The 15135-nt window shown below is 70.7% G+C and carries 14 protein-coding genes; 8 read left to right on the plus strand and 6 right to left on the minus strand.

Annotated features, from left to right (window positions below):
- Nucleotides 1-77 precede the first annotated feature (77 nt).
- Nucleotides 78-1256 (minus strand): flavin-containing monooxygenase, encoded by a 1179-nt coding sequence (locus tag ACWDR4_RS13095; protein ID WP_450407629.1) that lies wholly within the window; start codon nt 1254-1256, stop codon nt 78-80.
- Between the two features lie 185 nt (nt 1257-1441).
- Between ACWDR4_RS13095 and ACWDR4_RS13100 the strand changes: the two genes are divergently transcribed.
- Together ACWDR4_RS13100 and ACWDR4_RS13105 are read left to right on the plus strand one after the other, a co-directional pair.
- Nucleotides 1442-1870, plus strand: coding sequence for a Zn-ribbon domain-containing OB-fold protein (locus ACWDR4_RS13100; protein WP_450407632.1), 429 nt, complete (start codon nt 1442-1444; stop codon nt 1868-1870).
- Between the two features lie 4 nt (nt 1871-1874).
- Nucleotides 1875-2528, plus strand: a complete 654-nt coding sequence (locus ACWDR4_RS13105) for a GNAT family N-acetyltransferase (RefSeq protein WP_450407634.1) — start codon at nt 1875-1877, stop codon at nt 2526-2528.
- Here ACWDR4_RS13105 and ACWDR4_RS13110 read toward each other — a convergent pair.
- Both ACWDR4_RS13110 and katG read right to left on the minus strand, forming a co-directional pair.
- Entirely contained in the window at nt 2506-3201 is a 696-nt protein-coding gene (locus ACWDR4_RS13110; protein WP_450407635.1) for a pyridoxine/pyridoxamine 5'-phosphate oxidase, read from the minus strand. The two genes, ACWDR4_RS13105 and ACWDR4_RS13110, sit on opposite strands and share 23 nt — an antisense overlap.
- A gap of 84 nt (nt 3202-3285) precedes the next feature.
- Nucleotides 3286-5508: a catalase/peroxidase HPI gene (katG, locus tag ACWDR4_RS13115; protein ID WP_450407638.1), complete on the minus strand. Its 2223-nt coding sequence runs from the start codon at nt 5506-5508 to the stop codon at nt 3286-3288.
- A 285-nt stretch (nt 5509-5793) separates the two neighbouring features.
- Between katG and ACWDR4_RS13120 the strand changes: the two genes are divergently transcribed.
- Nucleotides 5794-6204 carry a Fur family transcriptional regulator gene (locus ACWDR4_RS13120; RefSeq protein ID WP_235480054.1) on the plus strand — a complete coding sequence of 137 codons (411 nt, stop codon included), beginning with the start codon at nt 5794-5796 and terminating at the stop codon, nt 6202-6204.
- A gap of 60 nt (nt 6205-6264) precedes the next feature.
- On the opposite strand, the gene ACWDR4_RS13125 is transcribed toward ACWDR4_RS13120, so the two are convergent.
- Nucleotides 6265-6843, minus strand: a complete 579-nt coding sequence (locus ACWDR4_RS13125; RefSeq protein WP_450407641.1) for a TetR/AcrR family transcriptional regulator — start codon at nt 6841-6843, stop codon at nt 6265-6267.
- A gap of 164 nt (nt 6844-7007) precedes the next feature.
- Between ACWDR4_RS13125 and ACWDR4_RS13130 the strand changes: the two genes are divergently transcribed.
- Entirely contained in the window at nt 7008-7529 is a 522-nt protein-coding gene (locus ACWDR4_RS13130) for a cysteine hydrolase family protein (RefSeq protein ID WP_450407642.1), read from the plus strand.
- Nucleotides 7530-7705: 176 nt separating this feature from the next.
- On the opposite strand, the gene ACWDR4_RS13135 is transcribed toward ACWDR4_RS13130, so the two are convergent.
- A complete protein-coding gene (locus tag ACWDR4_RS13135; protein WP_450407644.1) occupies nt 7706-8878 on the minus strand; it encodes a thiolase C-terminal domain-containing protein in 1173 nt (390 codons plus the stop codon).
- 141 nt (nt 8879-9019) lie between these two features.
- On the opposite strand from ACWDR4_RS13135, the gene ACWDR4_RS13140 reads away from it, so the two are divergent.
- Complete coding sequence (locus tag ACWDR4_RS13140; RefSeq protein ID WP_450407646.1) at nt 9020-10291, plus strand: acyl-CoA dehydrogenase family protein; 1272 nt, start codon at nt 9020-9022, stop codon at nt 10289-10291.
- Complete coding sequence (locus ACWDR4_RS13145) at nt 10291-10770, plus strand: nitroreductase family deazaflavin-dependent oxidoreductase (RefSeq protein WP_450407648.1); 480 nt, start codon at nt 10291-10293, stop codon at nt 10768-10770. Before ACWDR4_RS13140 ends, ACWDR4_RS13145 begins: the two co-directional genes overlap by 1 nt.
- A 160-nt stretch (nt 10771-10930) precedes the next feature.
- Here the strand turns inward: ACWDR4_RS13145 and ACWDR4_RS13150 are convergent, their stop codons facing one another.
- Nucleotides 10931-11578: a TetR family transcriptional regulator gene (locus tag ACWDR4_RS13150; protein WP_450407650.1), complete on the minus strand. Its 648-nt coding sequence runs from the start codon at nt 11576-11578 to the stop codon at nt 10931-10933.
- Nucleotides 11579-11780: 202 nt separating this feature from the next.
- Between ACWDR4_RS13150 and ACWDR4_RS13155 the strand changes: the two genes are divergently transcribed.
- Together ACWDR4_RS13155 and ACWDR4_RS13160 are read left to right on the plus strand one after the other, a co-directional pair.
- The gene (locus tag ACWDR4_RS13155; RefSeq protein ID WP_450407652.1) at nt 11781-12500 is read left to right on the plus strand and encodes a VOC family protein; all 720 of its coding nucleotides are present in this window, start codon (nt 11781-11783) and stop codon (nt 12498-12500) included.
- Nucleotides 12501-12732: 232 nt separating this feature from the next.
- The gene (locus ACWDR4_RS13160; protein WP_450407655.1) at nt 12733-15111 is read left to right on the plus strand and encodes an outer membrane protein assembly factor BamB family protein; all 2379 of its coding nucleotides are present in this window, start codon (nt 12733-12735) and stop codon (nt 15109-15111) included.
- Nucleotides 15112-15135 lie beyond the last annotated feature (24 nt).

The following is a 15135-nucleotide window of genomic DNA, read 5'->3' on the forward strand; positions in this document are numbered from 1 at the left end:
CGGCGTGCACACAGAAGCTGCGGAAGGGCCGCGGTCGACGGTTGCCGTAGGGCCGTCGGCTGTGGCCGTGCGGTCGGCTAGCTCCGTACGGTGGCCTGCCGCGCGACCGCCTTCGCGATGCGTGCCGCGTCGATCGCCATCTCACGGAACATCCCGCTGATGGGGTTGGTGAAGCCGGTGAAGTAGAGCCCTGGCGCGTTCTTCGGGGAGTGCGGGCCGTGCACGACCGGCTTGCCGCGTGCGTCGAGGACGTCGAGGTGGCCGACCAGGCCTTCCAGGCCCCGGAGGTAGCCGGTGGCCGCGATGACGGCGTCCGGTTCGAGGTGTTCGCCGTCGGCGAGGACGACCTTGCCGTCCTCGAAGCCCTCCACCGCGGCCACGATCTGGACCCGCCCCTTGCGTACGGCGTCGATGAGGCCGACGTCCTGGACGGGGATCGAGCCGGCGGTGACGCGCGAGTACAGGCCGGTGTCGGGGCGGGGCAGTCCGCGGGCGGACAGGTCGGGCACGCTCACCTTGGCCATCGGCCCGGCGAGCTTGTCGACGAGGTGCACCGGCAGCCGTCGTACGACGATGCCCGTGAACTGGGCCGCCCATCCGGCCGTGGACCGGCGCACGATGTGCGGAGCCGTGCGGACCGACAGCCGTACCCGGGAGGCGCCGCCCTCCACCAGGTCGACGGCGATCTCGGCGCCGGTGTTGCCGATGCCGACGACGAGGACGTCGCGGCCGGTGTAGGGCGAGGGGTTGCGGTACTGGGCGGCGTGGAGCAGCTCGCCGCGGTAGGCGTCGCGCCCGGGCCACTCGGGAATCCGGGGCGTGTGGTTGGTCCCGGTGGCGATCACGACCGCGCTGCCGGTCAGCTCGCGCCCGCCGGTGGCGTGCAGCAGCCAGCCGGTGCCGTCGGCGGTCCGGTCGACCCGGGACACCTCGACGCCGGTGACGACCTCCAGCTCGTGGTGCTCGGCGTACTTGTCGAGATACCGCACGACGTCGTCCCGCGACACCCACCGCCCGAACGAACGCGGCATGGGCAGCCCCGGCAGCGAGGACAGCCGCCGGGTGGTGTGCAGATGCAGCCGGTCGTAGTGCCGCCGCCAGGACGTCCCGACCCGCTCCCCCCGCTCCAGCACGACGGCCCGTACCCCCTGGGCCCGCAGCGCGTACGCGACGGCGAGACCACCGGGTCCGCCGCCGATGACGTACACGGGAGCCGTCGGAGTCGAGGTCGAAGGTGCTGTCGAGGAGTCGGTCATGTGCCTGAGCGTATTCACCTGCTCACTTGATGGGTCTCGGTCAAGACCGGAATTGGTTGCGGATTGATCACGGCTGTGGGAGGGGTGGGTGGGTCGAGTGGCGTAGGGGGCCTGGTTGTGGGAGGTCGGTGAGGTCATACTGAACTGACGTACCGTCAGATTCGGGTGGTTGTCAGGGGGCCGCAGTGGGCAGGGGCACCGATCGGTTCGATCTTCCCGACGTCGACGCCTTCACGCGCGTCTACTGGGACGCCGCGGCCGACGGGCGGTTGCTCGTGCGGCGGTGTGGGGCTTGCGGGCGGGCGCATCACTACCCCCGGGAGTTCTGCCCGTCCTGCTGGAGCGAGGACGTGGTGTGGGAGGGGGCGAGCGGGCTGGCCACGCTCTACACCTGGTCCGTCGTCCATCGCAATGATCTGGCGCCCTTCGGGGAGCGGACGCCCTACGTCGCCGCCGTCGTCGATCTCGACGAGGGGCCGCGGATGATGACGGAGGTGGTGGACGCTGCGGAGGGTGAGTTGCGGGTCGGGATGGGACTGGAGGTCGCATTTCGGGAGGGGGTGCCCGTGTTCCGTCCACGGGGTGGGAGTCGTACAGCCGTACGGCTTCAATAGGGTGATGGCTCCTATCCATGAGCGGTCCCTCACCCGCCCGATCCCCGAGTTTCCCGAGCTGTTCGGTCACGGACTGCGGCTGCGGCAGTGGCGCGCGGACTCCGACACCGACGTCGACGCGTGGCTGCGCGGGCTGACCGATCCGGACTTCAGGCGCTGGAACACCCCGATGAAGCCGGTCACCGACCTCGACAGCGCCCGGGACTCCCTCGGCACCCGTTCCGGGACCACGGTCGACGGCACCCGGGTGTCCTTCTGTGTCACGGACGCCGCCAGCGGCGCGATACTCGGCCACCTGGGCGTCAACGACATCGACCCCTTCATCCGCCTCGCCCGCGTCGGCTACTGGGTCCTCCCCGAGGCCCGCGGCAGGCGCGTCGCCACCCGCGCCCTCGCCCTCGGCACCCGCTGGGCCTTCGACAGCCTCGGCCTCAACCGCCTGGAACTCGGCCACGCCCTCGGCCACGACGCCTCCTGCCGCGTCGCCGAACACTGCGGATTCCGGTACGAGGGGACACTGCGGGGCGCGATGTTCGAGGAGGGGCGGCAGGATGTGTTCCGGGATGTGCATCTGCACGGGCGGATAGCCCAGGACCCCGATTCGGGTCCGGATCCGGATCCGGAAGCCGCCTTGCCTACGGCCAGAGCAACTCCCTGACCCAACCCGCCTTCGAATTCTCCTCCGTACGGCGGTACTTGAGCCGTACGTGTCGTCGCTGAGCCTCTCCCTGGAAGAACTCGGCCTCGTCCGGGCGCAGGCGGTACAGGGTCCAGGTCGGGGAGGGGGCGTCCGGCTCGCGCTGCGCCCGTTCCCAGGCCGCCTGCGACACGCTCGCCAACTCGTCCAGCGAGCCCAGCACTTCACTCTGGCGGCCGGTCAGCGCGGCGGCCAGTGCTCCCGTCGAGCGGGCGTGCAGGTCGGCCTGTGCTTCGGGGGAGGGGGCGGATTCGACAGGGCCGCGCAGGCGGATCTGGCGGCCCAGCGCCGGCCAGTAGAAGTGGAGCGCCGCGTACGGGCGTGCCGCCAGCTGCCGGCCCTTGCCGCTCCCGGAGTGCGAGGCGAAGGACCAGCCGTCGGTGTCCGCGCCGTGCAGCATCACGGTGCGTACGTCGGGCAGGCCGTCCGCGTCCGACGTCGCCAGGGACATGGTGTGCGGCTCGGGCTGACCGGCTGCCACCGCGTCCGCGAACCAGGTGGTGAAGAGGGGGAGGGGTTCGGCGGGGGCCGCGTCCGGGTCGAAGGCGGGCAGGGTTGTGACCTCGGGGGACCACACCCGCAGGGTCCTGAGCAGCTCGTGGAGATCGGGGTCAGGGCGCGGTGACAGGTGCATGCGACGAGTATCGGGTATCGACGAAAACGTCCAGGCCGACCCGTACGGGCCGACCTGGACGTCATTGCTCGGCTGAGCTATGGATCAGACGAGGTCGAAGCGGTCCAGGTTCGACACCTTGACCCACGCCTTGACGAAGTCCTTGACGAACTTCTCCTTGGCGTCGTCGCTGCCGTAGACCTCCGCGACCGCGCGCAGCTCGGAGTTGGAGCCGAAGACCAGGTCGGCACGGGTGCCGGTCCACTTGACCTGGCCGGACTCGTCGCGGCCCTCGAAGGTGTTCTGGTCCTCGGACGTCGCCGTCCACTCCGTGCCCAGCTCCAGCAGGTTGACGAAGAAGTCGTTCGTCAGCAGGCCCGGGGTGTCGGTGAAGACGCCGTGCGAGGAACCCTGGTGGTTCGCGCCGAGGACGCGCAGGCCGCCGACGAGGACGGTCAGCTCGGGGGCGCTCAGGTTGAGCAGGTTGGCCTTGTCGAGCAGCAGGTACTCGGCGGGGAGGCGGTTGCCCTTGCCGAGGTAGTTGCGGAACCCGTCGGCGGTCGGCTCCAGGGCGGCGAAGGACTCGACGTCCGTCTGCTCCTGGGTCGCGTCGGCGCGGCCCGGCGTGAAGGGGACCTCGATGTCGAAGCCGGCGTCCTTGGCCGCCTTCTCGACGCCCGCGGCACCCGCGAGGACGATCACGTCGGCGAGCGAGATCTGCTTGCCGCCGGACTGCGCGGAGTTGAAGGTCTCCTGGACGCCTTCCAGGGTGCGCAGCACCGTGGCCAGCTCGTCCGGGCTGTTGACCTCCCAGCTCGACTGCGGCTGGAGGCGGATCCGGGCGCCGTTGGCGCCGCCGCGCTTGTCGCTGCCGCGGAAGGAGGACGCCGCGGCCCAGGTGGTGGAGACCAGCTGGGAGACCGTGAGGCCGGTGGCGAGGATCTGCGCCTTGAGGGCGGAGACGTCGGCGGCGTCGACCAGCTCGTGCGTGACCTCGGGCAGCGGGTCCTGCCACAGCAGCGTCTCGGACGGGACCTCGGGGCCGAGGTAGCGGACGACCGGGCCCAGGTCACGGTGGGTCAGCTTGAACCAGGCGCGGGCGAAGGCGTCCGCGAACTGGTCCGGGTTCTCGTAGAAGCGACGGGAGATCTCCGCGTACGCCGGGTCGAAGCGCAGCGACAGGTCGGTCGTGAGCATCGTCGGGAGCTTCGTCTTCGACGGGTCGTGCGCGTCGGGGATGATCGCCTCGGCGTTCTTCGCCACCCACTGGTTGGCTCCGGCCGGGCTCTGCGTCAGCTCGTACTCGTACTCGAAGAGGTTCTTGAAGAACCCGTTGCTCCACTGGGCCGGCGTGGCGGTCCAGGTGACCTCCAGGCCACTGGTGATCGCGTCGCCGCCCTTGCCGGTGCCGTACGTGCTCTTCCAGCCGAAGCCCTGCTGCTCGATCGGGGCGGCCTCGGGGTCGTCGCCGACGGCGTCCGCCGGGCCCGCGCCGTGGGTCTTGCCGAAGGTGTGGCCACCGGCGATGAGGGCGACGGTCTCCTCGTCGTTCATCGCCATACGGCGGAACGTCTCGCGGATGTCGCGGGCCGCGGCGAGCGGGTCCGGGTTGCCGTTGGGGCCCTCCGGGTTGACGTAGATGAGGCCCATCTGGACGGCGCCGAGGGGCTCCTCCAGCTCACGGTCGCCGGTGTAGCGCTCGTCGTCGAGCCAGACCTTCTCGGGACCCCAGTACACGTCCTCGTCGGGCTCCCAGACGTCCGCGCGTCCGCCGCCGAAGCCGAAGGTCTCGAAGCCCATCGACTCCAGGGCCACGTTGCCCGCGAGGATCATGAGGTCGGCCCAGGAGAGGCTCTGGCCGTACTTCTTCTTGACCGGCCACAGCAGACGGCGGGCCTTGTCGAGGTTGCCGTTGTCCGGCCAGCTGTTCAGGGGGGCGAAGCGCTGCTGACCGGCGCCGCCACCGCCACGGCCGTCGCTGATGCGGTAGGTGCCCGCGCTGTGCCAGGCCATACGGATCATGAACGGGCCGTAGTGCCCGAAGTCGGCCGGCCACCAGTCCTTGGAGTCCGTCAGCACCGCCGTGATGTCCTGCTTCACGGCGGGGAGGTCGAGGGTCTGGAACGCGGCGGCGTAGTCGAACTCCTCGCCCAGCGGGTTCGACACGGCCGGGTTCTTCGCGAGGATCTTCAGGTTCAGCCGCTCGGGCCACCACTGGCGGTTGCCGCCGCCCTGGGTCGGGTGCGGGGCGCGCGTGTGCACGACCGGGCAGCCACCCGTGCCCTCGGTTTTCGCGTCGGTGACGATCGCGTCATGGTTCTCAGACATGGGAATCCTTCCGGACGGGGCAGATCTCGGTGGTGCTGACGAACTGCGTGCTCAGGAACTGGGGGTGGGGGGACGCGGAGCGCGTGGAGGAGGTCACACACGCCGTCACGTCGCTGCTGTCTCCTGCCGTACTGGAGTCTCTTCCGGTCCCTTGGCCATCGCCGTAAGCGATCCTACAATGGACAAGGTCCAAGTCAAGAAGTGTGACAAATCCATATCCTATCGGAACCCGGACGTCCACTGGTAAAATCCGTGTATTCCACCGAACCTGAATAGGTGAACGATATGAGCGACCTGCTGGAGCGACTGCGTGGACGCGGCTGGCGGATGACTTCCCAGCGGCGTGTCGTTGCGGAGGTCCTCGACGGCGAACACGTCCATCTGACGGCTGACGAAGTGCACGCGCGTGCGGCGCAGCGGCTGCCCGAGATCTCCCGGGCGACCGTCTACAACACCCTGGGTGAGCTGGTGTCCCTGGGGGAGGTCATAGAGGTGGCCACGGACGGGCGGGCCAAGCGGTACGACCCGAACGCCCACCATCCCCACCAGCACCTGATCTGCTCCAACTGCGGGATGATCCGCGACGTCCACCCGACCGGTAACCCGCTGGCGGACCTTCCGGCGGAGGAACGGTTTGGCTTTACGGTGTCCCAGGTCGAGGTGACGTATCGGGGGCTGTGCGGGGCCTGTTCGTAGGTCTTCTGTTTGAGGCCGACCGCGGCGCCGTCGTGGCTGGTCGCGCAGTTCCCCGCGCCCCTATCGGGCGCTCCGCGCCCTCAATCCGTCGCACAGCACCCTCAGGGCCAGGTGCGGGTCCGCTCCCGCGTTCGCCCGGTGTCGTAGTGCCAGTAGCAGGCCCGACAGCAGAGCCATCAGGTCCGCGATGCCGATGTCGGGGCGGATCATGCCGGCCGACTGGGCTCGGGTCAGTAGGTGGCCGAGTGTGCGGCGGAGGTCGGCCGAGGTCGCGTCGACCGTTGCCTGGACCTCGGCGCCCGCGTGGGCGATCGCGTCGATCAGGTCCGCCTTCGTCACCGCGTCCGTCACCAGCCGGTCCAGGACCGTGAACAGCGCCGCGCCCGGGTCGTCCGCGTCGCGCAGGGCGTGAGCCTCGGTGAGGAGCGGGTCGAGCCGCTCGTGGACCACCGCCTCGAACAGGCCCTCCTTGGTCGGGAAATGGCGGTACAGCGTGCCCGGCCCCACGCCCGCCCGGCGCGCGATCTCGTCCAGCGGGACCGAGAGCCCCTCGGCGGCGAACGCCTCCCGCGCCACCTCCAGCAGCCGGTCCCGGTTGCGGCGGGCGTCGGCGCGCAGGGGCCGGTTCTCTGGCGGCATCTCTACGGGTCTCCCTTGCCTTGGACTGTCGTACGACTGCCTTGAACTCGCGTCGAACCTACCTGGAGCATTTAAACGGGGCGCTGTCTCCGGTACGGTGTGGTCAACCGGGGCGCACTCTCCGATTCTGCCCCGCTTCCTGCCCCGCAAGGAGAAGAGCCCCCATGGCCACCCCCGCCAGCCCTGCCACCGGCACCGCGTTCCTCGCCCTCGACTACGTCACGTACATCGTCGACAACTTCAGTCACGACCCCTCCGTCGCCGAGCGCGCCGCACACGCCCTCGCCGCCGCCCGTACGGCCGGACTGCCCGTCTTCTTCGTCGTCCCGCAGGGCATGCAGGAGCAGATCCACCCGCTCCTGGCCCCCGCCGAGGGCGAGACCGTGCTGACCAAGACCAGCTTCAGCGCCTTCGCCACCACCGACCTCCGGGAGCGGCTGGAGGCCGCCGGGGTCGGCCGGATCGTCGTCATGGGTGTCGCCACCTCCGGGACCGTGCTGTCCACGACCAGGTGGGCGGTCGACACCGGCTTCAAGGTCACCGTCGTCGCCGACGCCTGCGACGACCCCGACCCCCAGGTCAACGCCGTACTCCTCGACGAGTCGGTCGCCCCGAAGAGCTGGATCGGGCTGTGGCGTATCGCCGATGTCCTGCCGGCGGACGAGATCCCCGAACTGCGCCGGTGACAGGGGCTGGTGCCTGACCGGCCGGAACATCGCTTGCCGTTGGGCCGCGCGTCATCGGGTGTCCCTGCCAGGACTCGCGGCGCCCGCCTCCGTCGAGGGCGGGAGAACGCCCGCGGCCTACGGCCGGGCCACCCGCACCGGCTTCGCCTCCCTCCCCGCCGACAGACGGTCACCAACTAGTCGCTTCCCAGCACCACCGTCCCGGACGAGCAGAACCATCCGCCCGTCCCGGACGCGACCGCGAGGCGCGGCAGCCGCCCGTCCCCGGTACGCACCTGCCGCGCCTCGCCCGCTTCCCCGCGCAGTTGCCGTACGGCCTCCACCAGTAGGAACAGCCCCCGCATTCCCGGGTGTTGGGCCGACAGTCCGCCCCCGTCCGTGTTGACCGGCAGCTCACCGCCCGCCACCTTCAGCCGCCCCTTGGCGGCCTCCACGAACGGGCCTCCCTCGCCCTTTCCGCAGAACCCGAGATCCTCCAGCGTCACCAGCGTCATATAGGTGAACGCGTCGTAGATCTCCGCGAAGTCGATCTCCTCGGGCCGAACTCCCGCCCGCTCGAAGGCGATCCGCCCGCTCACCGCCGCCGGGGACACCGTGAAGTCGGCCCACTCCGACATGCTGACGTGCGAGACGTGTTCACCGGTCCCGAGGATCCACACGGGCCGCGTACGGCAGTCCTGGACGTACTCCTCGGCCGCCAGCAGCACGGCCGCGCCCCCGTCGGAGCGCAGACAGCAGTGGAGCTTCGTGAACGGGTCCGCGATCATCGGGCCGTCGAGCACCTCGTCGACCGTGATCGGCGTCCGGAACATCGCCTCCGGGTTCAGCGCCGCGTTCGCCCTCGCCTGGACCGCGACCGACGCCAACTGCTCGATGGTCGTGCCGTATTGGTGCATATGGCGGCGGGCCGCCATCGCGTACTTGGCGATGAGCGTGTGGCCGTACGGGACCTCGAACTGCAGGGGCCCGCGCGCACCGAAGGACAGATTCCCCGTCCGCCGGCCGGCTTTCACATCCGCGCGGGCCGTCGACCCGTACACCAGCAGCACGGCGTTCGCGTGGCCCGCCGCTATCGCGTCCGCCGCGTGCGCCGCCATGACCTCCCAGGTCGAACCGCCGACCGAGGTGGAATCGACCCAAGTGGGGCGCAGGCCAAGGTATTCGGCGACCTCGGCGGGGGCCAGCGTGCCGAGCCCGGCGGACGCGAATCCGTCCACCACCTCCCGGCCCAGCCCCGCGTCCGCCAGCGCCCGCCGGGCGGCCTGCGCGTGCAGTGCGTAAGGGGTTACGTCGTCCACCCGGCCGCAGTCCGACAGGGCCACCCCGACGATCGCGACCTTCCGGCTCACCGTCTGCCCATCCGTCGTCGACTCACCATGAATCTGACGGTATATCAGCTCTGGCTCTGTGCGGCAGAGGGCGTCCGCCCTAATATGACGGACCGTCAGACATCAGGAACCAAGCGGGAGAAGGAACCAGGGGGACTGGTCATGGACGCCCGTTTCACCCCCGAGCAGGACCACATCCGCCGTACCCTCCGCGAGCTGCTCCGCAAGCGCTGCTCACCCGGTGACGTACGGGCCGCCGTCGACACCCCGGCCGGGTACGACCCGGCCCTCTGGACCGCCCTCGCCGAGCACTTGGGCCTCCCGGCGCTGGCGCTCCCCGAGTCGTACGGCGGAGTCGACGGAAGTACGACGACGGAACTAGCCCTGGCAGCAGAGGAGTTGGGCCGCTCCCTGGCTCCCTCCCCCCTCCTCGCGACCGCCGTACTGTCCGCCCCCCTCATCACCGCCCTCGGCACCGAGGCCCAACGCGCCGACCTCCTCCCACGGATCGCCTCCGGCACCCTCACTGCGACTCTCGCCGTCCCCGGCACGGCCCTTGCCGCCGTCCTCTCCCTCACCGGCGAGCCTCGCCGGGACTGGGCGGGAGGGGGGCGAGCAGGAGGCGTCCAGGCCACCCAACGGCCGGACGGCTGGCGCCTGTACGGCCAGGTGGCCCAGGTACTGGACGGTCACAGCGCCCAACTCCTCCTGATCCCGGCCCACACAGGCGGCTACGCCCGCTCCAAAACCTTCCTCTTCCTGGTCCAGGGCAACACCCCAGGCCTGACCCGCACCCGCCAAACAACCCTGGACGCGACCCGCCCCCAAGGCCGCCTGGAACTACGGAACGTACAAGCCGAGCTGCTGGGAAACGCGCCCCTCCAGGGGCGCGGGGAACTGCGCGACCAGCCCCCACCGGCCCGCGGACAAGCAACTACCCACCCGGCTCCCGCACAGCACTTGCCCCGCGTCGGAGACACCGCAGCCGCAATCCTCGCCGCCGAGGCCGTCGGCGCAGCCGACAGAATCCTGGAGCTGACCGTCCAACACGCCCTGACCCGCGAACAGTTCGGACGGCCGATCGGCTCCTTCCAGGCCGTAAAACACCGCCTCGCCGACGTGTACGTCCAGGTCCAGGCAGCCCGCTCAGCTGCCTACTACGGAGCCTGGGCAACCGCGACAACGGCCCATGAGGGCGAGCGAGTCGGCGCCCTCGCCCTCGCCCAGGCAATCGAATCCCTCCGCACCGCCGCCGCCGAAGGCATCCAACTTCACGGCGGCATCGGCTTCACCTGGGAGCACGAGGCCCAGCTGTACTTCAAGCGCGCCGCAGGCGACGAGCTGCTGTTCGGCCCGGTGCACCGGCTCCGGGCCCATGCCGCCGAGGCCGCGCGGCTCTTCGACGAGTTCGACGCGGGAGAGGTGACCGTCTGATGCCAGTGACAGCCGCGAGGGTCGTGAAGGCGGTCCAGAGGGTCTCCTCGGCCCCCGCCTTCGCCCGGATCGCCCCGCACGTCGTCCCCGCCCTCGACCGAGCCGTCCACCGGCTGACCAGGGGCAAGGTGCTGCTCAGCGCCCAGCTGCTGCCCGGCGTCTTGCTCACCGTGCGCGGGGCCAAGAGCGGGCTGCCACGACGCACCCCGCTCGCCTGCATGCCGGAAGGCGACGGCTGGCTGCTCATCGGGTCCAACTTCGGCCGTACCGGTCACCCGGCCTGGACCGCCAACCTCCTCGCCCACCCCGACGCCGAGGTCAGCTGGAAAGGGGAGGACATCCCGGTCAGGGCCCAACTGCTGGCCGGTGAGGAACGGGCCGCCGCCTGGAAGGCCCTGCTCGCGTTCTGGCCGCCGTACGCGACGTACCAAGCGCGGGTCGAGCGAGAGATACGGATCTTCAGGATCGTACGGCGCTGAAGCCGATGAAGCTGATGATGGAGCCGAACACCCGTAGCCAGTAAGGCAGATGCGCGACAGGCGGTGGTCCACCCGGACGGAACCGGAGTGAACCACCGCCTGCGTGACAGGACTTGGGCCCGGCAGGGCCTGCGGAACCTGGAGTAAGGGGACGCGTCGGCTATTTCGTCGGCTTCTTGCCGGTCACGCCCAGGTGGACCAACAGGGCCAGGTTCGGCTTCAGTTCGGCCTGTTTCACACCCCAGGTCTGGAAGCCTCTCTGGTGCGAGGCCACCGCCGCGAGCATCGCGACCAGGGAGCCGGCCATCGCGGCGGGGTTGACGTCCTTGTCGACCCTGCCCTTGGCCTGAAGCTCGGTGACCGTGTCCGTAAGGGAGTTGTTCACGGAGTTGAGGATCTTCATGCGGATCTTGTAGAACCGCTTGTCGCCCTCGGCGGCGCCCAGATCGACGACCCGGAGGATCGCGTCGTTCCTGCGCCAGAACTCCAGGAACCCGTCGACGAGTTCCTGGGCGGTCTGCCAGCCGGCCTTGCCGACCCATGACCGACCCGCGAGCAGCTGGGTCAACCCAGCGCCCTCGGCGGCCATTTGCTCGGCGATCTCCAGGACGGCGCCTTCGACGTCCGGGAAGTACTGGTAGAAGGTGGCGGGCGAAGTCCCCGCCTTCCGGGCGACATCGATGACTTTGACGTCCCGGTAAGGGGAGGAGCTGAGCATCTCGCTGAGGCAGTCGAGCAGCTTCTGCCGGGTCGCCTGCCCACGCCGGCCGGCCACACGGCCGTCGACGGTACGCACTTGTCCTGTCATGCCGTCAGCTTACCGAGGGGTGATCGGAGCGCGATTCGGCCGACTGCAAATGGGGTGCAATGGTGATCTGTGAGCGGTGAGAGGGCGGTGGGAGGGCTGGTGAGAGGCGGCTGTGCCTGGTCCGGCGCCTGATCCTTTGCTACTGCCGTGCTGCTCCAGTCGCTGCCCTGCGGGATGCGTGAAGGACCGTTAACTTGACGGTATGGCCGAAAACAGGGCATCCGCCGGTACAGAGGGCGTCCCGTGCTGGGTGGACGCCCAGCTGCCCGACGTAGAGGCGGGCAAGCGTTTCTACGGTGAGCTTTTCGGGTGGTCCTTCCAGGAGAAGGAGGGCCTGGTGCAGGCCCTGTGCGACGGCGAACCCGTCGCCGCCCTCGCCCACAAGACGGACGGCCGTATGCCCACCGTCTGGACGGTGTACTTCGCCACCCCGGACGCCCATGCTCTCGTCGCCCGGATCCACGCGGCCGGCGGACAGGTGATCACCGCGCCGGTTCCCGTGGGGGACCTGGGCACGACGGCGCTGGTCACCGACCCCGACGGCGCTGTTTTCGGCCTCTGGCAGGCCGGTACGCACCCCGGATTCGGCCGCCGGCACGAGCCCGGCACCTTCGCCTGGGCCGAGCTGTACGCCCGGGACACCGCCGTCGTGAACACCTTCTACGGCAACCTCTTCCACGAGGCGCTGTTCGGCCCGGACGCGGCCCCCGACTTCGGCCGGGCCGCCGTGTCCGAGGTGTTTCCGGTCGAGATGCCGCCGCATTTCCTGGTCCATTTCGCCGTCGAGGACATGGCGGAGGCCCTGGGGACGGTGAACCGGCTCGGCGGGCGCGTCCAGTCGACGCCCTTCGACACTTCGTACGGGAATGTGGCGGTCGTCACGGACAATCAGGGAGCGTCGTTCGCACTGCTCCGGAAATGAGCCGCTGGGAGCGGGTACGGGCGGGCGTGAGCAGGGTCGGAAAGGCCCGCGCGACGACCTGTTTTGCCCCGGGTTGTGTGGAGACACCCCGTTTCGGACCCGAGTTCGCAACCTGTGCCCCGGCCAGGAAGAATCGGGGTGCGTGCCGCCAAGGCGGTGGCGGTGGTGAGACGCTGCACGGGGTCGCGTACATATGTAGGTGACGCGGCTCGTACGGGGAGGTGGCAGGCAAGTGGTGGATCAGCTGACGCAGCACGATCCGCGGCGGATCGGGCCGTTCGAGGTGCTGGGACGGCTGGGTGCCGGCGGCATGGGGCTGGTCTATCTCGCGCGCTCGGCCTCCGGCCGGCGGGTGGCGATCAAGACGGTCCGGACGGAGCTGGCCGAGGACCAGCTGTTCCGGGTGCGCTTCACGCGTGAGGTGGAGGCGGCGCGGGCCGTCTCCGGCTTCTACACGGCCGCCGTCGTCGACGCCGATCCGCGGGCCGCCGTACCGTGGCTGGCCACCGCGTACGTCCCCGCGCCCTCCCTCGAGGAGATAGTGAACGAGTGCGGGCCGATGCCGGCCCAGGCGGTGCGCTGGCTCGCGGCGGGGGTCGCGGAGGCGCTGCAGTCCATCCACGGGGCCGGTCTTGTGCACCGTGACCTGAAGCCTTCCAACGTGCTCGTCGTCGAGGACGGTCCCCGGGTCATCGACTTCGGTATCGCGTCCGGCGTCTCGAACACGCGTTTGACGATGACGAACGTCGCCGTCGGAACGCCCGCCTACATGTCCCCCGAGCAGGCGAAGGACTCGCGGAGCGTGACCGGCGCCAGCGACGTGTTCTCGCTCGGCTCGATGCTGGTCTTCGCGGCCACCGGACACGCCCCCTTCCACGGCGCGAACCCGGTCGAGACGGTCTTCATGCTGCTGCGGGAGGGCCCGGACCTCGAAGGCCTGCCGGACGAACTCCGCCCGCTCATCGAGTCCTGTATGCAGATGGAGGCGACGGGCCGCCCCAACCCGGCCGACCTCCAGGCCCAGCTGGCCCCCCACCTCTACGGCTCCGGCTCCGACGACAGCGGTACGGCGTCCGCGTGGCTGCCCGAACGGGCGGTGACCCTCATCGAGACGCGCCGCGGCGGACGCCCGGCCCCGAAGCCGCAGTCGTCCGGTGGCCGCAGCGGCGGCAGACTGGCGATCCCGCCCCCGCCCTCCCACGACCCGCCGCCCTTCGACCCCCGCCCGGGACCGGGCCTCGTACCCGGCCCCATGCCGGCCCCCGTACCCACCGGAGCGCCCGACACCGGCCCCGTCCGGCTGGCCGGCGCCCCCGTGCCCATCGGCCCCGGTCCGCGCGTCTCCGACGTGCGCGCCGCCGCCGTACAGGCGCCCCCGCCCGAGGCCGGTCTGGTCGCCTCCTGGTCGCGCCCGCGCCCCGGGGTCAACGGCGCCGACCCGAACCCCGTGCAGGCCGCCCCGCCGCTGCCCCCGGAGTCCCCGGCGGGCTGGCGCCCGTGGCGGTTCCGGATGTCGAACGACGTCTGGGGCACCCCGGCCGTCGCCGGGGACCTGGTCTACGTCACCTCCTTCGAGGTGCACGCCCTGGACGTGATGACGGGCCGCCGGCGCTTCAAGACGAGGGACGTCGCCTGGTCGATGGCGGTCGCGGACGGCCGTATCCACGCCTCCGACGGACCGACCCTGTTCGCTCTCGACGCCCGCGAGGGCATGGACCTGTGGCGGCTGTCCACGGACGCCTGGGTGTACTCCCTCAAGGCCGACCGGGGCACGGTCGTCACCGGTACGCGCGGCGGCGGCGTCCAGGGCTGGGACGCGGCGACCGGCCAGAAGCTGTGGGAGCACGCCGGCGTCCAGACGGACTTCGAGTCCCCGGAGGCCGGGCCCCTCGTCCACGAGGGCACGGTGTTCGTGTGGAAGGAAGGGCGGCTGCGCGCCCTGGAGGCCCGTACGGGTGACGAGCGCTGGTCCTACCCGATCGGCGACGCCGCCTCCTGCGGCGGGGTCCCGGTCCGGCTGACCCCGGGCCCCGACGGCCAGGTGTACGTCTCCGCGGGCACCCGCGTCCTGGCGATCGACGTCTCCGGCGGCCATGTCCGCTGGCACTTCGAGGCCCCGGCGGTCTTCCTCTCACCGCCCACCTTCGCCCCGGGCCCGGCGGTCACGGGCGGCGGTGTCTACCTCGCCGACTACCTCGGCACGGTGTACGCCCTCGACGCGGCGGACGGGCGCGACCGCTGGCGGATCGCGACGGAGTCGCGGGCGTCGATCGAACCGGTCCTGGTGGCCGCAGGCCACGTCCACGTGGGCAGCGGCAAGGGCCTCTACACGCTCGACGCGGTCACCGGCACCCCCAAGTGGCGCTTCCAGGCGGGCGGCGACATCGTCGGCGCCCCGGCGGTCGCCGAGGGCCGGATCCACTTCGGCTCGACGGACCACCTCCTCTACACCCTGAAGGCCGACGACGGCCGGCTGCGCTGGAAGCTGGCGACCGGCGGCGAGATCACGGGTGCGCCCGTGGTCAAGGACGGGGTCGTGTACGCGTGCAGCAAGGACCGCTGCGTGTACGCGCTGGACGCGGAGAAGGGGACGGGGACGGCGCGGGCCTAGTGATCCTCACCGAGGACCACTGGC

Source organism: Streptomyces sp. NPDC000878 (assembly GCF_053599695.1).